The organism is Pseudohoeflea suaedae (assembly GCF_004354915.1).
Classification (GTDB): Bacteria; Pseudomonadota; Alphaproteobacteria; order Rhizobiales; family Rhizobiaceae; genus Pseudohoeflea; species Pseudohoeflea suaedae.
Genome location: NZ_SMSI01000001.1, coordinates 126,601 through 148,947, shown reverse-complemented (window position 1 = coordinate 148,947; position 22,347 = coordinate 126,601). Strand labels below are relative to the sequence as shown.

20 protein-coding genes are annotated in these 22,347 nt (G+C 62.1%); 18 read left to right on the top strand and 2 right to left on the bottom strand.

Going from position 1 to position 22,347, the window contains the following annotated elements:
• The first annotated feature begins 16 nt into the window (after window positions 1–16).
• Window positions 17–544 (top strand): hypothetical protein, encoded by a 528-nt coding sequence (locus E2A64_RS00690; protein ID WP_133282535.1) that lies wholly within the window; start codon window positions 17–19, stop codon window positions 542–544.
• A 9-nt stretch (window positions 545–553) separates the two neighbouring features.
• On the opposite strand, the gene E2A64_RS00685 is transcribed toward E2A64_RS00690, so the two are convergent.
• Window positions 554–1,198 (bottom strand): LysE family translocator, encoded by a 645-nt coding sequence (locus tag E2A64_RS00685; protein WP_133282534.1) that lies wholly within the window; start codon window positions 1,196–1,198, stop codon window positions 554–556.
• 160 nt (window positions 1,199–1,358) lie between these two features.
• On the opposite strand from E2A64_RS00685, the gene E2A64_RS00680 reads away from it, so the two are divergent.
• The 5 genes from E2A64_RS00680 to typA all read left to right on the top strand — a co-directional run bounded on the left by E2A64_RS00680 (window position 1,359) and on the right by typA (window position 8,448).
• Window positions 1,359–2,582, top strand: coding sequence for an argininosuccinate synthase (locus tag E2A64_RS00680; protein WP_133282533.1), 1,224 nt, complete (start codon window positions 1,359–1,361; stop codon window positions 2,580–2,582).
• A gap of 153 nt (window positions 2,583–2,735) precedes the next feature.
• Complete coding sequence (locus E2A64_RS00675) at window positions 2,736–3,026, top strand: Dabb family protein (RefSeq protein ID WP_133282532.1); 291 nt, start codon at window positions 2,736–2,738, stop codon at window positions 3,024–3,026.
• 144 nt (window positions 3,027–3,170) lie between these two features.
• Window positions 3,171–5,228, top strand: a complete 2,058-nt coding sequence (locus E2A64_RS00670; RefSeq protein WP_133282531.1) for a M3 family metallopeptidase — start codon at window positions 3,171–3,173, stop codon at window positions 5,226–5,228.
• Between the two features lie 225 nt (window positions 5,229–5,453).
• Entirely contained in the window at window positions 5,454–6,443 is a 990-nt protein-coding gene (locus E2A64_RS00665) for an aldo/keto reductase (protein ID WP_133282530.1), read from the top strand.
• A gap of 172 nt (window positions 6,444–6,615) precedes the next feature.
• Window positions 6,616–8,448, top strand: a complete 1,833-nt coding sequence (gene typA, locus E2A64_RS00660; RefSeq protein WP_133282529.1) for a translational GTPase TypA — start codon at window positions 6,616–6,618, stop codon at window positions 8,446–8,448.
• 79 nt (window positions 8,449–8,527) lie between these two features.
• Here typA and E2A64_RS00655 read toward each other — a convergent pair whose 3' ends face one another.
• Window positions 8,528–9,274 carry an SDR family NAD(P)-dependent oxidoreductase gene (locus tag E2A64_RS00655; protein WP_133282528.1) on the bottom strand — a complete coding sequence of 249 codons (747 nt, stop codon included), beginning with the start codon at window positions 9,272–9,274 and terminating at the stop codon, window positions 8,528–8,530.
• A gap of 103 nt (window positions 9,275–9,377) precedes the next feature.
• On the opposite strand from E2A64_RS00655, the gene E2A64_RS00650 reads away from it, so the two are divergent.
• From E2A64_RS00650 to E2A64_RS00595, 12 genes are all read left to right on the top strand, one after another.
• Entirely contained in the window at window positions 9,378–9,758 is a 381-nt protein-coding gene (locus E2A64_RS00650; protein WP_206662407.1) for a winged helix-turn-helix transcriptional regulator, read from the top strand.
• Between the two features lie 200 nt (window positions 9,759–9,958).
• On the top strand, window positions 9,959–10,465 hold the full coding sequence (locus tag E2A64_RS00645; protein WP_133282526.1) for a GNAT family N-acetyltransferase: 507 nt from the start codon (window positions 9,959–9,961) through the stop codon (window positions 10,463–10,465).
• A 136-nt stretch (window positions 10,466–10,601) separates the two neighbouring features.
• The gene (gene ppa / locus E2A64_RS00640; protein WP_133282525.1) at window positions 10,602–11,141 is read left to right on the top strand and encodes an inorganic diphosphatase; all 540 of its coding nucleotides are present in this window, start codon (window positions 10,602–10,604) and stop codon (window positions 11,139–11,141) included.
• A 193-nt stretch (window positions 11,142–11,334) separates the two neighbouring features.
• Window positions 11,335–11,913, top strand: coding sequence for a peptide-methionine (S)-S-oxide reductase MsrA (gene msrA, locus E2A64_RS00635; RefSeq protein ID WP_174235759.1), 579 nt, complete (start codon window positions 11,335–11,337; stop codon window positions 11,911–11,913).
• A 214-nt stretch (window positions 11,914–12,127) separates the two neighbouring features.
• Window positions 12,128–12,664 (top strand): protease inhibitor Inh/omp19 family protein, encoded by a 537-nt coding sequence (locus E2A64_RS00630; RefSeq protein WP_133282523.1) that lies wholly within the window; start codon window positions 12,128–12,130, stop codon window positions 12,662–12,664.
• A gap of 21 nt (window positions 12,665–12,685) precedes the next feature.
• On the top strand, window positions 12,686–13,828 hold the full coding sequence (gene zapE / locus E2A64_RS00625; protein WP_133282522.1) for a cell division protein ZapE: 1,143 nt from the start codon (window positions 12,686–12,688) through the stop codon (window positions 13,826–13,828).
• A 186-nt stretch (window positions 13,829–14,014) separates the two neighbouring features.
• Window positions 14,015–14,977, top strand: coding sequence for a malate dehydrogenase (gene mdh / locus E2A64_RS00620; RefSeq protein WP_133282521.1), 963 nt, complete (start codon window positions 14,015–14,017; stop codon window positions 14,975–14,977).
• A gap of 50 nt (window positions 14,978–15,027) precedes the next feature.
• The gene (gene sucC / locus E2A64_RS00615) at window positions 15,028–16,221 is read left to right on the top strand and encodes an ADP-forming succinate--CoA ligase subunit beta (protein WP_133282520.1); all 1,194 of its coding nucleotides are present in this window, start codon (window positions 15,028–15,030) and stop codon (window positions 16,219–16,221) included.
• Window positions 16,222–16,232: 11 nt separating this feature from the next.
• Entirely contained in the window at window positions 16,233–17,135 is a 903-nt protein-coding gene (sucD, locus tag E2A64_RS00610; RefSeq protein WP_133282519.1) for a succinate--CoA ligase subunit alpha, read from the top strand.
• Window positions 17,136–17,422: 287 nt separating this feature from the next.
• Complete coding sequence (locus tag E2A64_RS00605) at window positions 17,423–20,320, top strand: 2-oxoglutarate dehydrogenase E1 component (protein ID WP_133282518.1); 2,898 nt, start codon at window positions 17,423–17,425, stop codon at window positions 20,318–20,320.
• Between the two features lie 49 nt (window positions 20,321–20,369).
• Complete coding sequence (gene odhB / locus E2A64_RS00600) at window positions 20,370–21,617, top strand: 2-oxoglutarate dehydrogenase complex dihydrolipoyllysine-residue succinyltransferase (RefSeq protein ID WP_133282517.1); 1,248 nt, start codon at window positions 20,370–20,372, stop codon at window positions 21,615–21,617.
• 91 nt (window positions 21,618–21,708) lie between these two features.
• A complete protein-coding gene (locus E2A64_RS00595) occupies window positions 21,709–22,347 on the top strand; it encodes a LysE family translocator (protein WP_133282516.1) in 639 nt (212 codons plus the stop codon).

Here is a 22,347-nt window from a genome sequence, read left to right as displayed (position 1 = left end):
CGAGGACGAACACATCATGGGATCGATCGGCGACCTCATCATCCGTTTCATCGCGATCGGTTTCGGCTATCTCGTCGCCTGCCTCGGCGCCGGCATTTCCTATGTCTTCCTGTCGGGTCTTGTAAGGCCCGAGGATTTCGGCCGGGTTCCGGGCATCGAGATCACATTCACCCTCATCGTCGGCGTCATCGGGGTCTCGGCCGCCTTTGGCCGGGCCGCCCTTCTGCCCGCCTTTCTCGCGATCGGCATCCTGGAAGTGACCGCGCGGCGCGACTGGCTCTATTTCGTGGTCGGCGGGATGCTGATCGGTGCTGCCACCGGAGCCTTCGCCATTGCCGGTTCCGAGGGTGAGGCGGTCGCCTGGCCGCTTGCAGTCTCCGCCGTCGCGGGTGCGGTGGGTGGAAGCGTCTACTGGTTGTTTGCCGGCCGATCCTCCGGCTCATGGCTGCCGAGCGAGAGGCGTCGCCGTGCGGAACAGTGGATCGTCAAGCAGGATTCCTCCGCCGGGCGCGGTTCCGATAAAGAACCGCCACCGCTTGCCTGATCGAATGCGCTAGCGTGATTGCGCCAGAAGAATCCGCACCGCGAAGAGCGAGAAGACTCCGGCGAACAGCCAGTCAATGGCCCGCGTGACCGAAGGTCTGGCCCTGAGCCAGTTCGTGAGCTGGTGAGCGCCGAGAACGATCGAGATCATCAGCGGGATAGACAGCACCGTGAACAGTCCGCCCAGGAACAAGAGCTTTCCGGTGATATACGGATCGCCGGCGCGCACGAACTGCGGCAGGAACGTCATGAAGAAGAGCACGATCTTCGGATTGAGCAGATTGACTGCCACCCCTTGCGAGAAATGAGACAGGAGGGAGCGTTCCCGTGCCGGCTTTGCCGGGCGAAGATCGAATGTGGAGCCGTGGCGGATGGCCTGAATGGCCAACCAGAAGAGATAGACGGCGCCGCAGATCTTGAGTGCCAGAAAGGCAAGGGGAGCCGCGACCACCAGCGCCGAGATTCCGAGCGCCACCAGCAGCGTGTGAACGGCAAGGCCGGTGATGGCGCCGAAACCGCAGGCGAGCCCGGCAGCGCGCCCGCTCGACATCACCCGGGCGATCTGCAGCGTCATGTCCGGACCGGGCGTGATGCCGATGACGAACCATGCGGCGAGAAAGGCGAGAAGGGTCGGCGCGTCGGGAACATAGGTCATCGGTTTCTCCAGGCGGAGTGGGGACAGCGCCCAATTCCACGCCTTCACGCCGAAAGCAAGCTTGTGTCGGCCAAACTTATGGCTAAAGTGCCGCCCGACCCGCGGCCCAAGGCATTTTGGCCCCCGAATGGAGGCCGCACGACACGACAGGATTTTTGAAATGGCATCGCACAAGGACGTCAAGAAGGTCGTTCTCGCCTATTCGGGCGGTCTCGACACCTCCATCATTCTCAAGTGGCTGCAGACCGAGCTGAACGCCGAAGTGGTGACGTTCACCGCCGATCTGGGGCAGGGCGAAGAGCTGGAACCGGCGCGCAAGAAGGCCGAGATGCTCGGCATCAAGGAAATCTACATCGAGGACGTGCGCGAAGAGTTCGTCCGCGACTTCGTCTTTCCGATGTTCCGCGCCAATGCCGTTTACGAAGGCACCTATCTGCTCGGCACCTCGATCGCCCGTCCGCTGATCTCCAAGCGTCTCGTCGAGATTGCCAGGGAAACCGGCGCGGATGCCATTGCGCACGGCGCGACCGGCAAGGGCAACGACCAGGTTCGTTTCGAATTGTCGGCCTATGCGCTGAACCCGGACATCAAGATCATCGCGCCGTGGCGCGACTGGCAGTTCAAGAGCCGCACCGACCTGCTCGAATTCGCCGAGAAGAACCAGATCCAGGTGACCAAGGACAAGAAGGGCGAGGCCCCGTTCTCGGTCGACGCCAACCTCCTGCACTCCTCGTCCGAAGGCAAGGTTCTGGAAGATCCGGCCGAATCGGCGCCCGAATATGTCCACATGCGCACGATCTCGCCGATGGACGCGCCCGACGCAGTCACCGAGATCCAGATCGGGTTCGAGAAGGGTGATGCCGTTTCGATCAATGGCGAAAAACTCTCGCCGGCCACACTTCTGGCGCGCCTCAACGATCTCGGTCGCGACAACGGCATCGGCCGTATCGACCTCGTCGAGAACCGTTTCGTCGGCATGAAGTCGCGCGGCGTCTACGAGACCCCGGGCGGCACCATCCTGCTCGCCGCCCACCGGGCGATCGAATCGATCACGCTCGACCGGGGTGCCGCGCACCTCAAGGACGAACTGATGCCGCGCTATGCGGAGCTGATCTATAACGGTTTCTGGTTCTCGCCCGAGCGCGAGATGCTGCAGGCGGCCATCGACCACAGCCAGCGCGACGTCGAGGGTACGGTCACGCTGCGGCTTTACAAGGGTAACGTCATGGTCGCCGGCCGTTCGTCGCCGAAGACGCTCTATTCGGATTCCCTGGTGACGTTTGAGGACGATCAGGGCGCCTACGACCAGAAGGACGCGGCAGGCTTCATCAAGCTCAACGCCCTGCGCCTCCGGACACTCGCCGCCCGCAACCGCAAGGGCTGAGTGATCGCCTGACACGGATATCCGGCGGAGCTCGTCCGCCGGATATCCTGTTCTGAACCGGTTCAGCGAAGCAATCTGCCGGCCCGGCGTTTGACGATTGCATCCATGCCGCGAATTTCTATTGTGGTGTCGATTGCACAGGCGGGAATGGGAATGATCAGACATACGGTCGTGTTCACCTTGAAGCATGAAGCCGGTTCGGCGGAAGAACGGGACTTTCTGGAAAGCGCCCGGCAACTGGCGGGCATTGCGACGGTGGAGAAATTCGAGCAGCTCCGGCAAGTCAGTTCCAAATGCGACCATGCCTTTGGGTTCTCGATGGAGTTTGCCGATCAGGCGGCCTACGACTTCTACAATGATCACCCGATGCACCGCGATTTCGTCGAGAATCGCTGGATGCGGGAAGTCGCCGACTTTCAGGAGATCGACTACCAGCCGCTTTAGGCCGGCCGCCATGGTGCACCGGCATGCCGGAGTCCGGCCTGGCCACCTCAGCCGGGCAGGGACTTGCGTGAATTGCTCATGGCCCACCTTGCCGGATCGGCGGCTCATGCCTAAGTCGGGAAGGCCTGAAAGGAAATCTCACCCATGACCACGCACGTTAACGAAGCGCTCTTCACCTGGACCGGCCCCCTCGGCCTTCCCGATTTCAAGGCCATTGCCGACGGAGATTTCGCGCCCGCCTTCGACACCGCGCTCGCCGCTCACGCGGCCGAGATCGAGGCGATTGCTTCGCGGGAGGATGCGCCGACCTTCGACAACACCATCGTGGCGATGGAGCTGGCGGGCGAGGAGCTGTCGCGGGTTTCGGCGATCTTCTGGAACCGTGCCGGTACCGACACCAACGACGCCATCCAGGCGCTCGAGCGCGAGATCGCGCCGAAGATGTCACGGCATTACTCGAAGATTGCAATGAACAAGCCGCTGTTTGCGCGGATCGATGAACTTTACGTGCGGCGCGCCGAGCTCGGCCTTTCCGCCGAAGCGGGCAGGCTGCTCGAAAAGCTCTGGAAGTCCTTCGTCAAGGCCGGCGCCAGGCTCGATGACGCGGGGCAGGCCAGGCTGGCCGAAATCGGCGAAAGGCTTGCGGGTCTGGGCGCGCAGTTCGGCCAGAACGTGCTGGCGGACGAGCGCGACTGGATGATGCTGATCGACGAGGGCGAGGAGCTGGAAGGCCTGCCCGACTATCTGCGCGACGCTATGGCGGCAATTGCCGCCGATCGCGGTCACGAGGGGCGTTTCGCCGTCACCCTTTCCCGCTCGATCATAGAACCTTTCCTGTCCTTGAGCTCGCGGCGCGACCTGCGTGAGAAAGCATTCAATGCCTGGATTGCGCGGGGCGACAATGGTGGCGACACCGACAATTGGGCGATCATCTCCGAGGTGGTCAAGCTGCGCGACGAGAAGGCAAAGCTTCTCGGCTACGGATCCTATGCGGCCTTCAAGCTCGACGACACGATGGCCAAGACGCCGGAAGCCGTGAGCGATCTGCTCGGCGGCGTCTGGAAACGGGCGATCGCCAAGGCCGACGAAGAACGCGAGGCGCTTTCCCGGCTCGTCGCCGAGGACGGTGCCAATCACCCGGTCGCGGCCTGGGACTGGCGCTATTACGCAGACAAGCTGAAGGCGCGGAAGTTCGATTTCTCCGACAGCGAGCTCAAGCCTTACCTTTCGCTCGATCGCGTCATGGATGCCTGTTTCGACGTGGCCGGCCGGCTGTTCGGAATTTCGCTCGAGGAGCGCGCCGATCTGTCGGGGCCGCACCCGGATGCCCGCGTCTTCGAGGTGAAGGACACCTCCGGCGAACGTATTGCCATATTCATCGCAGACTATTTCGCCCGGCCCTCGAAGCGCTCCGGAGCCTGGATGAGCGGGCTGCAGGGCCAGCACAAGCTTGAAACGCCTGACGGACGGGCGGGCCAGAAGCCGATCATCCTCAACGTGATGAACTTCTCCAAGCCTGCGAAGGGGCGCCCCGCGCTTCTCTCTCTCGACGATGCGCGCACGCTGTTCCACGAATTCGGCCATGCGTTGCACGGCATGTTGTCGAACGTGACCTATCCTTCGCTTGCAGGCACGTCCGTGTCGCGCGATTTTGTCGAACTGCCGTCGCAGCTCTACGAGCACTGGCTGACGGTGCCCGAAATCCTTTCGACGCATGCGCGTCACCATGCGACCGGCGAGGCGATGCCCAGGGACTTGCTGGACAAGGTGCTCTCCGCGCGGACCTTCAATTCCGGCTTTGCGACCACGGAATTCACCGCTTCGGCACTGGTGGACATGGCGTGGCACACAGGAGAGGCCGATGGCGCCGAGCCCGCGGCTTTCGAGGCGGCCAAGCTTGCTGAACTCGGCATGCCGGACGCGATGGTGATGCGTCACCGAAGCCCGCATTTCCTGCATGTATTTTCAGGAGAGGGCTATTCGGCCGGCTACTATTCCTACATGTGGTCCGAGGTGCTCGATGCGGATGCCTTCGCCGCCTTCGAGGAAACCGGCGATCCCTTCAATGCCGAGATGGCAGACAGGCTGAAGTCCAATATCTACTCGGCCGGCAACAGTCGGGACCCGGCGGAACTCTATACGGCGTTCCGCGGCCGCATGCCGACCGTCGAGCCGATGTTGGCGAAGAAGGGGCTTGCCTGATCCGGAATTGGATCAGGACGAGGCTGCGCCCGGAGGGTCGAAAGTCTGGGCGAAACTCCGGGCGAACCACGCTATTCGCCAGTTGAAGTAACGGCCTTGCTTCGTATCAATCCTTAAAGATATTTCGACGCCTTAAGAAAGATATTACTAAAGTATTGCAAATCGGACTCTTTCCTTGCGTAATAGCTTACCCTGAGTGAGACTACGTCATTGGCGGGGTAAGTGATGCGAAAAGTCAGACTTGGTGAAAATGGCCCCCTTGTTGGAGCTGTAGGCCTCGGGTGCATGAGCTTCGGGGGGATTTATGGTTCGACGACCCGTGAAGACAGTCATGCGACGCTGAAGACGGCACTTGATCTCGGGGTCAATCACCTCGACGTGGCCAATATCTACGGTGCGGGGGTCTGCGAGGAGGTCATGGGCGACTTCTTCCGCGCCAACGGCAATCGCGATCAATTCGTCATTGCGACAAAGGGCGGAATCCAGACCGGACCGAACCGCGACTTCATCAATACGAAAGCGTATCTCACCGCGTGTATCGACGCCTCGCTGAAACGTCTCGGCACCGATCACGTCGAGCTCTATTATATCCACCGCCGCGATCATCGCGTACCCATCGAGGATGTGATGGAGACCCTCATCGGCTTTATCGAAGCCGGCAAGATCGGGGCTATCGGCTTTTCCGAAATCGCCCCGGCCACACTGGTTCAGGCGGCGGAAATTCACCCCGTAGCGGCGGTCCAGAGCGAATACTCGTTATGGACCCGGCTTCCTGAACTCGGCATGCTTCGAACCTGCAAGTCGCTCGGCACCAGCTTCGTGTCCTTTTCGCCGCTCGGCCGGGGGATGTTGACCGATGTGGAACTCGATCCGGCCTCCTTCGCCGCGGATGATTTCAGAAAGCCGAACCCGCGCTTCACCGAGCCGCACTTCTCCTCCAATGTCGGATCGGTGCGCCAGCTCAATGCGATCGCCAGGCGCGAAGGCATACCGACGGCGACACTGGCCCTGGCCTGGACCTTCCACCGGGCGGAGGATTCGATCGCCATACCCGGAACCCGCAGCGCCGATCACCTGACTGAAAACGCAGCGGCTGCCGATTTCGTGCTGTCGTCCGACCTGCTCGACGAGATCGAGGACCTTCTGCCGTTCGGCTGGGCCGAGGGGTCACGCTATACCGAGGCCCAGAGCCGGGGCGTCGAAAACTCGTACTGACGCTTCTGCAGGTCCGCCGGTGTAGCGAATTCACCACGTCTGCGGGCTTTTGCTGCCACCCCCCATTCCGTTTTGCCGCAAACTGGTTTATGTGCGCTGCAAACAAAACCTGACGCACGCCCATAACCGCTCCCTTTTGGACCCGGCTTGCGCAATCCCGAGACCAAGATCCATGTCCTCCATTCGCAACATCGCGATCATCGCACACGTCGACCATGGCAAGACCACACTCGTCGACGAACTTCTCAAGCAGTCCGGCTCGTTCCGCGAGAACCAGCGCGTCGATGAGCGCGTGATGGATTCCAACGATCTGGAAAAGGAACGCGGCATCACCATCCTCGCCAAGGCGACGTCGGTGATCTGGAAAGACGTCCGCATCAACATCGTCGATACCCCCGGCCACGCCGACTTCGGCGGCGAGGTCGAGCGTATCCTGTCGATGGTGGACGGCGCGATCGTGCTGGTCGATTCCTCGGAAGGCCCGATGCCGCAGACCAAGTTCGTGGTCGGCAAGGCGCTCAAGGTCGGCCTCAAGCCGATCGTGGCGATCAACAAGATCGACCGCCCGGACGGCCGCCACGAGGAAGTCATCAACGAGGTGTTCGACCTCTTTGCAGCCCTCGACGCCAGCGACGAGCAGCTTGACTTCCCGATCCTCTATGGTTCGGGCCGCGACGGCTGGATGAACGTCAATCCGGAAGGGCCGAAGGAAGAGGGCCTCGGCCCGCTTCTCGATCTCGTGCTCAAGCACGTGCCGGAGCCGAGCGTCGGCGACGAGGACGGCGCTTTCCGCATGATCGGTACGCTGCTGGAAGCCAATCCGTTCCTCGGCCGCATCATCACCGGCCGCATCCATTCGGGCTCGATCAAGCCGAACCAGGCGATCAAGGTGCTTTCCGCCGATGGCAAGACCGTCGAGACCGGCCGCATCTCGAAGATTCTCGCTTTCCGTGGCATCGAGCGTCAGCCGATCGATGAAGCCCATGCGGGTGACATCGTGGCGATCGCCGGCCTGTCGAAGGGCACCGTCGCCGACACGTTCTGCGATCCTTCTGTAAGCGCGCCTCTGCAGGCGCAGCCGATTGATCCGCCGACCGTGACCATGTCCTTCATCGTCAATGATAGCCCGCTTGCCGGCACCGAGGGCGACAAGGTGACGAGCCGTGTCATCCGCGACCGTCTCTTCAAGGAAGCCGAAGGCAATGTGGCGCTGAAGATCGAGGAAGCCGAGGGCAAGGATTCGTTCTACGTGTCCGGCCGTGGCGAACTTCAGCTCGCCGTGCTGATCGAAACGATGCGCCGCGAAGGCTTCGAGATCGCCGTCTCGCGTCCGCGCGTCGTCATGCACAAGGACGAAGCCGGCAACCTGATGGAGCCGATCGAGGAAGTCGTCATCGACGTCGACGAGGAACATTCCGGTGTCGTCGTGCAGAAGATGTCCGAGCGCAAGGGCGAGATGACCGAACTTCGTCCCTCGGGCGGCGATCGCGTGCGTCTGGTGTTCCATGCGCCGACGCGCGGCCTGATCGGCTACCAGTCGGAGCTTCTCACCGATACGCGCGGCACGGCGATCATGAACCGCCTGTTCCACAGCTACCAGCCGTTCAAGGGCCAGATCGCGGGCCGCACCAATGGCGTGCTGCTGGCCAACAATCCGGGCGAGGCCGTGGCCTATGCGATGTTCAACCTGGAAGATCGCGGCCCGATGATCATCGAGCCGGGCGACAAGGTCTATGCCGGCATGATCATCGGCATCCACTCGCGCGACAACGATCTCGAGGTCAACGTGCTCAAGGGCAAGCAGCTTACCAACATCCGCTCGGCTGGCAAGGACGAAGCGGTCAAGCTGACCCCGCCGATCAAGATGACGCTCGACCGGGCGCTGTCATGGATCCAGGACGACGAGCTGATGGAAGTCACGCCGAAGTCGATCCGTCTGCGCAAGCTGTATCTCGATTCCAACGACCGCAAGCGCTTCGAAAAGACCCGCGCCGGCGCCGCATAAGCCGGCCGCAGCGGTTTGAGCAGAATGAACCCGGCCGCGAGGCCGGGTTCTTTTTTGCCTGAAGGTCCGGCGGTTGGCCTCAGACCTGAGCCATTCCGCCATCAGCGAAGATCTCTCCGCCGGTCATGAAGCTTGAATCGTCAGAGGCAAGCAGAAGGGCAGCCGCGGCGACTTCCGAAGCGTCCGATATGCGGCCCATGGGAACCTGGGCTGCCAGTGCTGCGAGCATCGCCTCCCGGTCGCCGCTCGATTCTGCCACTCCGAGGAGCGCCGGTGTTTCCGTCGGTCCCGGGGAGATGACGTTGACCCGGATGCCCCTGTCCTTGAGATCCAGTGCCCAGGAGCGGGCGAAATTGCGGATGGCGGCCTTGGTGGCGCTGTAGACGCTGAAGGCCGGCGTGCCCATGACGCCGGTGGTCGAGCCGGTCAGGATGATGGCTCCGCCCGGGCGCATCAGCTGCAGGCCCTTCTGAACGGAGAAAACCATCCCGCGCACGTTGATGCCGAAGACGTGGTCGAAGTGTTCGGGGGTGATGTCTCCCAGCGCGGCGATCTCGCCCACGCCGGCGTTTGCGAACAGCACGTCGATATGCCCGACCTCCTGCCGGATCGTTTCGTAGATCCGGTCGAGATCGTCGAGATCGGTCACGTCACCCTGAACGCCTTTCGCGCCATGGCCGATCTCTGCAACTGCCGCGTCGAGCGCCGATTGCCGGCGGCCGGTGATGTAGACCCGTGCGCCTTCCGCGGCGAAGCGCTTTGCGCTCGCCAGTCCGATGCCGGTCGAGCCGCCGGTGATGACGGCGATCTTGTCTTTCAGTCTCATGTCCGATGTCTCCTCTGTCACGGAGACCGTCATCTGGGTATGCGCTTGTATTTCCTCCAGTATGCACCATTTGGTAAGTGCCAACATTTTTTCGGAGACAATGATGAGCGAAGAGGCTCAGACCTTTACCTGCGGACTTCATGCGACGCTGGCGCTGATCGGATCCAAGTGGAAGCCGCTCATCCTCGCTTTTCTGGGACAGAAGAGCCGGCGCTATGGGGAGTTGAAGCGTTGCGTCAGGGACGCCAGCGACAAGGTTCTGATCCAGCACCTCAAGGAGCTGGAGGCTGACGGGCTGGTGAAACGGACCGATTTCGGCGAAGTGCCGCCACGCGTCGAATATTCGCTGACTCCCTTCGGAGAAAGCCTGGTTGAGGCGCTCAAGCCGCTTTGCGGATGGGGCGAGGACAACCGGAAGGATATCGAAGCCTCCATGGTGTCCAGCCGAACGAGGAAAATTCCCTTCAACCATACCCTGGCGTGACGTTTCATGCCTGCGAGCCGGTGGTCGCAGGATGCCTCGGGGGCAGCGTCCGCGCGAACGCAAATCACCTGCCTCTTGCGCCAAATCTTAACAAAGCGTTAACTTCTCACATGCCCGCCACAGCATAATGCTGTGGGCAACGCATCCGCCCCGCCGTGTGATGGATTCCGGGGAATCGCTGCAAAAGGTAGTGTGATTCGATGACCACGCTGACGATCGATATCAGACCGGCCGAACCCGACGACGCTGTCGACGTCGCGGAGGTGCATCGCGCTTCCTGGCATCATGCCTATACGGGTATCCTGCCCTACAAGACGCTCCGCTCGATGATCGAGCGGCGCAATGCGCGCTGGTGGCAGCGGGCCATCCGGGGATCGACGTCGATCCTCGTTCTCGATGTCGGCGGCATTATCGCCGGCTATGCGACGCTTGGCCTCAACCGGGCGCGTTCCCTGCCGCAGGAAGGCGAGATCTACGAACTCTACCTGCTGCCGGAATATCAGGGCATCGGGCTCGGCAAGCGCCTGTTTGCCGAAACCCGCAAACTGCTCGCCTCGCTTGGCTGCAAGGGGACGGTCGTCTGGTGTCTGGAAGACAATCAGGGCGGTGTCGATTTCTATCGCACCCGCGGCGGGCGCGACATTGCCGAGGGCACGGAAGTGTTCGACGGCCAGCCTGTTCGCAAGGTCGCATTCGTCTGGAAGTAGCCGACAATCCCGGTAGAAGTTGCCCCGCGCGCGTGAGTGCACGGCGAAAGTCCAGTTGCGCTTGGCGGCAATTGACGCTATCCGCGCCTGCAACAGGTTTTATCGCAGCCGCGAAGTAGACAGAAACGGAGTTTCCATGCGTATCGATGCCATCGCAATCGGCAAGAACCCGCCTGAGGACGTCAATGTGGTCATCGAGGTGTCCGTCGGCGGCCACCCGATCAAGTATGAGATGGACAAGGAAGCAGGCACTCTGGTCGTCGATCGCTTCCTCTACACTCCGATGACCTATCCGGGTAACTACGGCTTCGTGCCGCATACGCTCTCCGACGACGGCGATCCGATCGACGTACTGGTCTGCAACACCCGTCCGCTGGTTCCGGGCTGCGTGATCAATGTCCGCCCGATCGGCGTTCTGGTGATGGAAGACAATGCGGGCCAGGACGAGAAGATCATCGCCGTCCCGGCACCGGAACTGACCAAGCGTTACGAGAACGTCCACAACTACACCGACCTGCCGGCGATCACGCTGCAGCAGATCGAGCACTTCTTCGAGCACTACAAGGATCTCGAGCCCGGCAAGTGGGTCAAGATCGGCGGCTGGCAGGATGCGAATGTCGCCAAGCAGCTGATCGTCGAGGCCATCGAACGCAATACCGCGAAGAAGGGCGGCTGATCCTTCCTTCGTGAAGTTCGGACTGTGAAAGCCGGCGCCTGGAGCGCCGGCTTTTCCGTTTTCTCTGGCGCCGGCGCTTATCACGGCGATGTGTGACGGCTTGAATTGATTGCGGCGGCGGCTGGATTAGGTTCATCTCCAGAAGGAGATCACTATGAGCTTCAAGAGCGCGCTTTTCGGCCTTTCGGCCGCCATGACACTGACATTCGCCCCCGTTGGCCTCGGAGCACGTGCGGCTGACAGCGAAACAGCCATTTTTGCCGGCGGGTGCTTCTGGTGCGTCGAAAGCGACTTCGATCACGTCAAGGGCGTGACCAGGACCACATCGGGCTATATCGGTGGCAAGGGTGACAACCCTACCTATGAGGATCATTCGGTTGCCGGCTTCCGGGAGGCGGTCGAGATCGAATTCGATCCTTCCGTCGTCTCCTACGAAGCGCTCCTGAAAACCTTCTTCCGCACGGTCGATCCCACGGATTCGGGCGGGCAGTTCTGCGATCGCGGCCATTCCTATACAACGGCGGTTTACGCGGTGGATGACGCGCAGCTGGCCGAAGCGAAGGAGGCGAAGGCGGAGGCGGGAGAGGCGCTTGGCAAGACCATTGCGACCGAAATCGCTCCCGCGCCAAAGTTCTGGCCCGCCGAGGGGTATCATCAGAATTACTATGAGCGTAATCCCGTTCGCTACAAGTATTATCGCTACGCCTGCGGACGTGACAAACGCATCGAAAACCTGTGGGGCAAGGACGCCCATTTCGGCGTGGGATCCTGATTTTCCGGCATTCCCGACATTCTCCGGCCGTGTGCTCTTCACAGGCGCGATGTGCTGCCTAAATGTCATATGGCGCCAAAAAGCCGGTTGCGAGGCGGCTTCAATCCGTCCGGCTGCTTGCAATTTCGTAATTTAGTCCATTTTATGCGGCTGATTTGGCGCGGCGTCCGGATGCGTTCCGGGGGATTGTGACGCAAGCGAGGGAGCTTACTGGATGAATATCAAGGTATCACTGGCCGTTACGGCGGCGATCGTGCTGGCTGTGAGTGGTTGTCAGCGTTCGGTCGGGCAGCTGGATACACGCCAGCCGACACCGCTTGCGCCCGCGCCGGTGGGCGGAGTCCAGTCCTCGCAGCTTCCGCCGACGACCCCCACCGGGCCGACCAATCCGTCCCAGTTCCCCGATGCGCCGACCCAGCCGGATGCGCAGGCCGGGCTGCAGCAGGAAACGGAACTGGCCGCGGCCGCTCCGGAAGTCACCCGTGAATCGCTGATCGGCCGCTGGTCGGTTTCCTCGGGCGGTTCGAGCTGCGACGTCTTCCTGGCGCTGACCAAGTGGACCGGCGGTTATCGTGCCGCGTCGCGCGGCTGTGCCGGCGATGCCTCCTCGATCTCGGCATGGGATGTGCAGGGCAAGCAGGTGATCCTGTCGGACAATTCCGGCAACCAGGTCGCGCGTCTCTACCAGTCCGGCAACGAGCGCTTCGACGGTACGACGTCGAACGGCGGCTCCATCTCGCTGTCGCGCTGATCTCTCTCGCGGAATCCTGACATGCAGCAGCCCCAGGATGCGGCGCTGCTAGCCGCTTACAAGGCGAAGATCGAACGGGGCGAGATCAAGGACGATCCCGCCCAGCGCGATATCGTCGGGCGGCTGGACGCCATTCTCGAAGATGTCTCGACATATCGTCTGGCTTCGAAGAAGAGCGCGCTCGGCTGGCTTTTCGGCCGGAAGAAGACGAGGCCTTCGCCTCGGGGGCTCTATGTCCATGGCGATGTCGGGCGCGGCAAGACCATGCTGATGGACATGTTCTTCGACAGGCTTCCTGTCAAAAGGAAGCGGCGGGCGCATTTCAACGATTTCATGGCCGACGCGCATGATCGCATCCATGCGCACCGCCAGAAGCTGGCGCGGGGCGAGACCAGGGAGAGCGATCCGGTCCCGCCGGTGGCGGACAGCCTGTTCGAGGAAGCCTGGGTTCTGTGCTTCGACGAATTCGCGGTGACCGACATCGCGGATGCGATGCTTCTGTCGCGGCTGTTCGAGCGATTGTTCGAGCGCGGCGCGGTGCTGGTGGCCACATCGAATGTGGCGCCCGAAAATCTCTATCGTGACGGTCTCAACCGTCAGCTTTTCCTGCCCTTCATCGATCTTCTCAAGCGGCATGCCGATGTCGTCAGTCTCGATGCGCCGACCGACTACCGGCTCGAGAAATCGCGACGCCTGCCGGTCTTTCATCACCTTGGCCAGGGCGAGGGGGAGGCGGGTCTGGACGAGGCCTGGAAGAAGGTCGTCGACGGGCGCGCTGTCAGTGCCGACCGGATCGAGCGCAAGGGCCGGTCGATCGTGGTTCCGCGCGCCACGTCGGATGCGGCGCGGTTCACCTTCTCGCAGCTTTGCGACGCGCCGCTCGGGGCGTCGGACTATCTGGCCATTGCCGACAAGTACCCGACGATCTTCATCGACAAGGTGCCCGAGATCAAACGGGGCGACCGCAACCGTGCCAAGCGCTTCATCCTTCTGGTCGATGTCCTTTACGACAAGCGCAACAGGCTCTTCCTGTCCGCCGAGGTGCCGATAGTCGATATCTATGCGACCGGTACTGGGACCGAGAAATTCGAGTTCTCGCGCACCATTTCACGGCTCTCCGAGATGCAGGATCAGGCCTATCTGGACGCTAGCCGCGCAGCCTGAATGCTCAAATACGTCGGAGGTCGCACGAAAACTTTGACGTTTACGTAAAATATTTAAGTGTTAAACGATTGAAATTTCTGGCCGCCGAAAAATCGGTTGCGCTGTTTTTCCCCTAGGGCTATGCCAACTTCCGGATCCGGAAGCAATCGCCGCTTCCGGAGATTATTGAATCGCGGAGACGAATTCATGGCACGCAACAAGATTGCTTTGATCGGTTCCGGCATGATCGGCGGCACGCTCGCCCACATGGCCGGACTGAAGGAACTGGGCGACGTCGTCCTTTTCGACATCGCCGAAGGCACCCCTCAGGGCAAGGGCCTCGACATTGCCGAGTCCTCCCCGGTCGATGGTTTCGACGCCCGGATGACCGGCGCCAACGACTACTCCGCGATCGAAGGCGCTGACGTCTGCATTGTCACCGCCGGCGTGCCGCGCAAGCCCGGCATGAGCCGTGACGACCTTCTCGGCATCAACCTCAAGGTGATGGAGCAGGTCGGAGCGGGCATCAAGAAATATGCGCCCAACGCTTTCGTCATCTGCATCACCAACCCGCTCGACGCGATGGTCTGGGCGCTGCAGAAATTCTCGGGCCTGCCGACCAACAAGGTCGTGGGCATGGCCGGCGTGCTCGACTCGGCACGTTTCCGCTACTTCCTGGCCGAGGAATTCAACGTTTCGGTCGAGGACGTCACGGCGTTCGTCCTGGGCGGCCACGGCGATTCCATGGTTCCGCTGGCGCGCTATTCGACCGTTGCCGGCATCCCGCTTCCGGATCTCGTGAAGATGGGCTGGACGTCGAAGGAAAAGCTCGAGCAGATCATCCAGCGTACCCGTGACGGCGGCGCCGAGATCGTCGGTCTGCTCAAGACCGGCTCGGCCTATTACGCACCGGCCGCCTCGGCGATCCAGATGGCCGAGTCCTACCTCAAGGACAAGAAGCGCGTGCTGCCTTGCGCTGCCTATCTCTCGGGCCAGTACGGCGTGAAGAACATGTATGTCGGCGTGCCGACCGTGATCGGCGAAGGCGGCATCGAACGCGTCATCGAGATCGAGCTCAACAAGAGCGAGCAGGAAGCCTTCGACAGTTCGGTCGCCTCCGTGGCGGGCCTCTGCGAAGCCTGCATCAACATCGCTCCGAACCTGAAGTAAGCATCAGCCGGGTCCGTCGAGGGCCCGGCCCCGCAAGAGGGATATGCCCGATGAACATCCACGAATATCAGGCCAAGGCACTGCTGAAGGGCTACGGCGCCCCGGTTGCCAACGGCGTACCGATCTTCAAGGCCGAAGATGCCAAGGCTGCCGCCGAAGCGCTTCCGGGACCGCTCTATGTGGTCAAGAGCCAGATCCACGCCGGCGGCCGCGGCAAGGGCAAGTTCAAGGAACTCGGCCCGGATGCCAAGGGCGGCGTCCGCCTCGCCAAGTCGGTCGACGAGGTGGTCAAGAACGCGCAGGAAATGCTCGGCAACACCCTGGTGACCAAGCAGACCGGTGATGCCGGCAAGCAGGTCAACCGCCTCTATATCGAGGACGGCGCCGACATCGACCGTGAACTCTACCTTTCGATCCTGGTCGATCGCTCCACCGGCAAGAACGCCTTCGTGGTGTCGACCGAGGGCGGCATGGACATCGAAGCCGTCGCCGAGGAAACGCCTGAAAAGATCCTGACGCTGCCGATCGATCCGGCGGCAGGCGTGACGGCCGACGACTGCGTCACGCTGTGCGACGCGCTCAAGCTCGATGGCGACGCCCGCGCCGACGCTGCCAGCCTCTTTCCGATCCTCTACAAGGCCTATGTCGAGAAGGACATGAGCCTTCTCGAGATCAACCCGCTGATCGTGATGACCGACGGGCATGTCCGCGTGCTCGACGCCAAGGTCTCCTTCGACGGCAACGCGCTGTTCCGTCATGACGACATCATGGCGCTGCGCGACAAGACCGAGGAAGACGAGAAGGAAATCGAGGCGTCCAAGTACGACCTCGCCTATGTCGCCCTCGACGGCAATATCGGCTGCATGGTCAACGGCGCCGGCCTTGCCATGGCAACCATGGACATCATCAAGCTCTATGGTGCGGAGCCCGCCAACTTCCTCGACGTCGGTGGCGGCGCTTCGAAGGAGAAGGTGACGGCTGCCTTCAAGATCATCACCGCGGACCCGGCTGTCGAGGGTATCCTCGTCAACATCTTCGGCGGCATCATGAAGTGCGATGTCATTGCCGAAGGCGTGGTCGCTGCGGTCAAGGAAGTGGGCCTCAAGGTTCCGCTCGTGGTTCGCCTCGAAGGCACCAATGTCGAGCTCGGCAAGAAGATCATCAACGAGAGCGGCCTGAACGTGATTGCGGCCGACGATCTCGACGATGCCGCGCAGAAGATCGTCAAGGCGGTCAAGGGCTAAGGGACGAAGAGATGAGCATTCTTATCAACAAAGACACCAAGGTCCTCGTCCAGGGCCTGACCGGCAAGACCGGCACGTTCCACACGGAACAGGCACTGGCCTATCACGGCACCAAGATGGTGGGCGGCATTCACCCGAAGAAGGGTGGCGAGACCTGGGAAGGTTCGGCTGGCGACAAGCTGCCGATCTTCGCCTCGGTCGCCGAAGGCAAGGACGCGACCGGCGCGAACGCGTCGGTGATCTACGTCCCGCCGGCAGGCGCAGCCGCAGCCATCATCGAGGCGATCGACGCCGAGATCCCGCTGATCGTCTGCATCACCGAAGGCATTCCGGTTCAGGACATGGTCAAGGTCAAGGCACGGCTCGACGCCAGCGCCTCGCGCCTGATCGGCCCGAACTGCCCGGGTGTGCTGACGCCGGACGAGTGCAAGATCGGCATCATGCCGGGCTCGATCTTCAAGAAGGGCTCGGTGGGCATCCTGTCGCGCTCGGGCACGCTGACCTACGAAGCCGTGTTCCAGACCACCAATGAAGGTCTCGGCCAGTCGACGGCAGTCGGCATCGGCGGCGATCCGGTCAAGGGCACCGAATTCATCGACATGCTCGACCTGTTCCTCGACGATCCGGAAACCGAATCCATCATCATGATCGGCGAGATCGGCGGTTCGGCCGAGGAAGATGCCGCCGAATGGCTGAAGGAACAGGCCAAGAAGGGGCGCAAGAAGCCCATGGCCGGCTTCATCGCAGGCCGTACGGCGCCTCCCGGACGCACCATGGGCCATGCAGGCGCCGTGATCTCCGGCGGCAAGGGCGGCGCAGAAGACAAGATCGCGGCCATGGAATCGGCCGGCATCAAGGTCTCGCCGTCGCCGGCACGTCTCGGCAAGACCCTCGTGGAAGTCCTCAAGGGTTAAGACGCGGCCATGCGCATGAGCGACACCGCATTCGGCATCACGGATCGGGACAGCATCGAACCGGTGCGCCCGCGAGGATAGATCTTCGCGGAAGAGACATTCCCGCCCGGTTCGCCGGGCGGACAGGAACACGCCGGAGCCGGGCCCTTTTTCAAGGGTCCGGCACTGGCGTAAGTTCCGGCATGAAGCCGCCGTGTTTCCGTCAGGTTCGCGGTGCAGACCGAGGGAACGGCCCGCTGCCGGTTTCCCGAGGCGCGGCAAGATGAAACACAAGCGAGGCTGATCTGATGGATCACGATTTTGACGCTTCCCGCCCCGACCTGTCGGCCCTTTCCGGTGACAGCGCCGCCTATCTCGAAGCCCTTTATGGCGAGGAACCCCAGCAACCTTCCTGGAAGCGCGACAACTGGCCGATCGCCGAGGGCGGCGAACTGGTCTCAGCGCTCGACGGCAACTGGGGCGATGTCGAAGCCCATGTCGGCGACAAGCTGAAGGGCAAGGCCGCCAAGTCCGGCGGCACGGTGTCGACCGAGGAAATCCAGCTGGCGACACGCGATTCGGTTCGCGCCATCATGATGATCCGCGCCTACCGCATGCGCGGCCATCTGCACGCCAAGCTCGATCCGCTCAACATCCTGCGCGCTGAGGACGACTACAACGAGCTGTCGCCGTCGAATTACGGTTTCACCGAAGCCGACTATGACCGCAAGATCTTCATCGACCACGTGCTCGGTCTGGAATACGCCACCATCCCCGAGATGCTGGACATCCTCAAGCGCACCTATTGCTCGTCGCTCGGCTTCGAGTTCATGCACATCTCCAATCCGGAAGAGAAGTCCTGGCTGCAGGAGCGCATCGAGGGTCCGGACAAGGGCGTCGACTTCACCGACATGGGCAAGAAGGCGATCCTTCAGAAGCTCATCGAGGCGGAAGGCTTCGAGCAGTTCATCGACGTCAAGTACAAGGGCACCAAGCGCTTCGGTCTCGACGGTGGTGAATCGCTCATTCCGGCGCTCGAGCAGATCATCAAGCGCGGCGGCAATCTCGGTCTCAAGGAGATCGTCTTCGGCATGGCCCACCGCGGCCGCCTCAACGTGCTGACCCAGGTGATGGGCAAGCCGCACCGGGCCGTCTTCCACGAATTCAAGGGCGGTTCTTTCGCGCCCGACGACGTGGAGGGTTCGGGCGACGTGAAGTACCATCTCGGTGCGTCTTCGGACCGCGAGTTCGACCAGAACAAGGTCCATCTGTCGCTGACGGCCAACCCGTCGCACCTCGAAATCGTCAATCCTGTCGTCATGGGCAAGGCGCGTGCGAAGCAGGACCTGCTGGCGATCGACATGGAGAAGGACATCGTTCCGCTCACCGAGCGCGTGAAGGTGATGCCGCTGCTGCTGCACGGCGACGCCGCTTTCGCCGGTCAGGGCGTGGTCGCCGAAATTCTCGGCCTGTCGGGCCTGCGCGGTCACCGCGTCGCCGGCACCGTCCACTTCATCATCAACAACCAGATCGGTTTCACGACGAACCCCGCCTTCTCGCGTTCGTCGCCCTATCCGTCGGATGTGGCGAAGATGATCGAGGCGCCGATCTTCCACGTGAACGGCGACGATCCGGAAGCGGTGGTCTATGCCGCCAAGATCGCCACCGAATTCCGTATGAAGTTCCAGAAGCCGGTCGTCATCGACATGTTCTGCTACCGGCGCTTCGGACACAATGAAGGCGACGAACCGTCCTTCACCCAGCCGAAGATGTACAAGCATATCCGCAGCCACGAGACGGTCGTGACGCTCTATTCGCGCCGGCTGATCGAGGAAGGGCTGATCACCGACGGCGAATTCGAGAAGATGAAGGCCGACTGGCGTTCGACGCTCGAGACCGAATTCGACATCGGCCAGTCCTACAAGCCGAACAAGGCCGACTGGCTGGACGGCGAGTGGGCGGGCCTCAGGACCGCCGACAACCAGGACGAACAGCGCCGCGGCAAGACCGCCATGCCGATCAAGCAGCTGCGCGAAATCGGCAAGAAGCTGTCCGAAGTGCCGGAAGGCTTCACGGCCCACCGCACCATCCAGCGGTTCATGGACAACCGCGCCAAGATGATCGAGACCGGCGAAGGTCTCGACTGGGCCATGGGCGAGGCGCTGGCTTTCGGTTCGCTGTGCACTGAAGGCGTCAAGGTTCGCCTGTCCGGCCAGGACTGCGAGCGCGGCACCTTCTCGCAGCGCCACTCGGTTCTCTACGATCAGGACACCGAAGACCGCTATATTCCGCTGCAGAACCTTTCGGCCAACCAGGCGCCTTACGAAGTCATCAACTCGATGCTGTCGGAAGAGGCGGTGCTCGGCTTCGAATACGGCTATTCGCTGGCACGTCCGAACGCGCTGACGCTGTGGGAAGCCCAGTTCGGCGACTTCGCCAATGGCGCCCAGGTGATCTTCGACCAGTTCATCTCGTCGGGCGAACGCAAGTGGCTGCGCATGTCGGGCCTCGTCTGTCTCCTGCCGCACGGCTATGAGGGACAGGGGCCGGAACACTCCTCGGCTCGCCTGGAGCGTTTCCTGCAGATGTGCGCCGAGGACAACATGCAGGTCGCCAACTGCACCACGCCGGCCAACTACTTCCACATCCTGCGCCGGCAGATGAAACGCGACTTCCGCAAGCCGCTGATCCTGATGACGCCGAAATCGCTCCTGCGCCACAAGCGCGCGGTTTCGACATTGGCCGAGATGTCTGGTGAAAGCTCGTTCCACCGCCTGCTGTGGGACGATGCCGAGATGCAGAAGGACGGGCCGATCAAGCTCGTCAAGGACAACAAGATCCGCCGTGTCGTGATGTGCTCGGGCAAGGTCTATTACGACCTCCTCGAGGAGCGCGAGAAACGCGGCATCGACGACATCTACCTGCTTCGCCTGGAACAGCTCTATCCGTTCCCGGCCAAGGCGCTGATCAACGAGCTGTCGCGCTTCCGCAATGCGGAGATGGTGTGGTGCCAGGAAGAGCCCAAGAACATGGGCTCCTGGGCCTTCATCGATCCCTATCTGGAATGGGTGCTTGCGCATATCGACGCCAAGTACCAGCGTGTACGTTACACCGGACGACCGGCTTCGGCCTCCACGGCCACCGGTCTGATGTCGCGTCACCTGGCGCAGCTGGAAGCCTTCCTGGAAGACGCGCTGGGCGGCTGAGCCCGAGGCGGAACAACAACAGGTCAGAACGAGAGAAACGGAAACACCCATGGCTACTGAAATCCGCGTTCCCACTCTGGGAGAATCGGTCACCGAGGCGACGATCGGAACCTGGCTGAAAAAGGTCGGCGACACCGTCGCCGTCGACGAGGCGATCGTCGAACTGGAAACCGACAAGGTTTCCATCGAAGTGCCGTCGCCGGTTGCCGGCACGCTGAGCGAGATTTCCGCCGAAGAGGGCGACACGGTCGAACTCAACGGTCTTCTGGGCATGATCTCCGACGGCGCGGGTGCTGCCCCCGCCAAGGACGAGGGCAAGGGTGGCGACAAGCCGACGGAAAAGGCCGAAGCCAAGCCTGCCGAGGAAAAGAAGGACGCTCCCGCCAAGTCGGAAGGCACCGACATGCCGCCGGCGCCGTCGGCGTCCAAGATGATGGAAGAAAAGGGCATCAAGGCCGAGAACGTGTCGGGCTCCGGCAAGCGCGGCCAGGTGCTCAAGGGCGACGTGCTCGACGCCATCAACAAGGGCGGTTCGTCCGCCTCTCCGGCTCCGGCCGCGAAGTCCGCGCCGCGTCCTGAATCCAAGCCCGACGATGCCGCCCGCGAAGAGCGCGTGAAGATGAGCCGCCTGCGCCAGACCATCGCGCGCCGCCTCAAGGACGCGCAGAACACTGCCGCGATGCTGACCACCTATAACGAGGTGGACATGCAGGCGGTGATGGACCTGCGCAAGAAGTACAAGGACATCTTCGAGAAGAAGCACGGCGTCAAGCTCGGCTTCATGGGCTTCTTCACCAAGGCCGTGACTCACGCTCTCAAGGAACTGCCCGCGGTCAATGCCGAGATCGACGGCAACGAGATCATCTACAAGAACTTCTGCCACGTCGGCGTGGCCGTCGGTACCGAAAAGGGTCTCGTGGTTCCGGTCGTGCGCGATGCCGACCAGATGTCGATCGCCGAAGTCGAAAAGGAAATCGGCCGTCTCGGCCGCGCGGCCCGCGACGGCGAATTGACCATGGAAGACATGCAGGGCGGTACCTTCACCATCTCCAACGGCGGTGTCTACGGTTCGCTGATGTCCTCGCCGATCCTGAACGCGCCGCAGTCGGGTATCCTCGGTATGCACAAGATCCAGGAGCGTCCTGTCGCCATCGGCGGCCAGGTGGTCATCCGTCCGATGATGTATCTCGCGCTCTCCTATGACCACCGGATCGTCGACGGCAAGGAAGCCGTGACCTTCCTCGTGCGCGTCAAGGAAAGCCTCGAGGACCCGGAACGTCTGGTTCTCGACCTGTAAGATCAAAGGGAACCGGGCCGGTTGTTCGCAGCCGGCCCGGGCCATTTGAAGCCAACCTCTTCCGACAGCTAGATCTTCGGAGACCCGGACGATGGATACCTACCTGATCGAACTGGCCTCCCTGATGGCGGTGTTCTCCTTCGCCATCGTCGTCCCCGGTGCCGATACGGCCATGGTGATGCGTCAGGCGATCGTGCACGGGCGCAAGGCGGCGATCCTGACGAGCTTCGGCGTCGGTACCTCGCTGATGTTCCACGTCACCTATACGATCCTCGGTCTCGGCCTGATCATTTCCCAGTCGATCTTCCTCTTCAACGTGATCAAGTGGGCAGGGGCGGCCTATCTCGTCTATCTCGGAATCCAGTCGCTGCGCGCCGGCCCTGTGAGGATCGACGAGGAACAGCTGGAGACCAAGCCGCGCAAGGCGCAGTCGGGTCTCAGGGCATTCTCGCTCGGCTTTCTCGCCAATGCGCTCAATCCGAAGCCCGTCATCTTCTTCCTGTCGATCTTCTCGGCCGTCGTCAGCCACGAGACCCCTGCCTTGATCAAGTTCGGCTACGGCCTGGTGATGGCAAGCTGCCTGATCGCCTGGTTCACGATGGTTTCGGTGTTTCTCACCGCACCCCGCATGCGCCGGGCTTTTGAGAAGGCCAGCACCTGGATCAACGGCGCAAGCGGCGTCGTCTTCATCGGTTTCGGCCTGAAGCTGGCCACGGAAAGGGCGAGCTGA

Excerpts from the sequence above, each read along its gene's own strand:
- odhB (WP_133282517.1), top strand. The coding sequence starts at position 20,370 with ATGGCTACTGAAATCCGCGTTCCCACTCTGGGAGAATCGGTCACCGAG.
- typA (WP_133282529.1), top strand. The coding sequence starts at position 6,616 with ATGTCCTCCATTCGCAACATCGCGATCATCGCACACGTCGACCATGGC.
- E2A64_RS00630 (WP_133282523.1), top strand. The coding sequence starts at position 12,128 with ATGAATATCAAGGTATCACTGGCCGTTACGGCGGCGATCGTGCTGGCT.
- sucC (WP_133282520.1), top strand. The coding sequence starts at position 15,028 with ATGAACATCCACGAATATCAGGCCAAGGCACTGCTGAAGGGCTACGGC.
- ppa (WP_133282525.1), top strand. The coding sequence starts at position 10,602 with ATGCGTATCGATGCCATCGCAATCGGCAAGAACCCGCCTGAGGACGTC.
- E2A64_RS00665 (WP_133282530.1), top strand. The coding sequence starts at position 5,454 with ATGCGAAAAGTCAGACTTGGTGAAAATGGCCCCCTTGTTGGAGCTGTA.
- mdh (WP_133282521.1), top strand. The coding sequence starts at position 14,015 with ATGGCACGCAACAAGATTGCTTTGATCGGTTCCGGCATGATCGGCGGC.
- E2A64_RS00690 (WP_133282535.1), top strand. The coding sequence starts at position 17 with ATGGGATCGATCGGCGACCTCATCATCCGTTTCATCGCGATCGGTTTC.
- E2A64_RS00650 (WP_206662407.1), top strand. The coding sequence starts at position 9,378 with ATGAGCGAAGAGGCTCAGACCTTTACCTGCGGACTTCATGCGACGCTG.
- E2A64_RS00595 (WP_133282516.1), top strand. The coding sequence starts at position 21,709 with ATGGATACCTACCTGATCGAACTGGCCTCCCTGATGGCGGTGTTCTCC.
- msrA (WP_174235759.1), top strand. The coding sequence starts at position 11,335 with ATGACACTGACATTCGCCCCCGTTGGCCTCGGAGCACGTGCGGCTGAC.
- E2A64_RS00645 (WP_133282526.1), top strand. The coding sequence starts at position 9,959 with ATGACCACGCTGACGATCGATATCAGACCGGCCGAACCCGACGACGCT.
- E2A64_RS00670 (WP_133282531.1), top strand. The coding sequence starts at position 3,171 with ATGACCACGCACGTTAACGAAGCGCTCTTCACCTGGACCGGCCCCCTC.
- sucD (WP_133282519.1), top strand. The coding sequence starts at position 16,233 with ATGAGCATTCTTATCAACAAAGACACCAAGGTCCTCGTCCAGGGCCTG.
- E2A64_RS00680 (WP_133282533.1), top strand. The coding sequence starts at position 1,359 with ATGGCATCGCACAAGGACGTCAAGAAGGTCGTTCTCGCCTATTCGGGC.
- E2A64_RS00675 (WP_133282532.1), top strand. The coding sequence starts at position 2,736 with ATGATCAGACATACGGTCGTGTTCACCTTGAAGCATGAAGCCGGTTCG.
- E2A64_RS00655 (WP_133282528.1), bottom strand. The coding sequence starts at position 9,274 with ATGAGACTGAAAGACAAGATCGCCGTCATCACCGGCGGCTCGACCGGC.
- E2A64_RS00685 (WP_133282534.1), bottom strand. The coding sequence starts at position 1,198 with ATGACCTATGTTCCCGACGCGCCGACCCTTCTCGCCTTTCTCGCCGCA.
- zapE (WP_133282522.1), top strand. The coding sequence starts at position 12,686 with ATGCAGCAGCCCCAGGATGCGGCGCTGCTAGCCGCTTACAAGGCGAAG.
- E2A64_RS00605 (WP_133282518.1), top strand. The coding sequence starts at position 17,423 with ATGGATCACGATTTTGACGCTTCCCGCCCCGACCTGTCGGCCCTTTCC.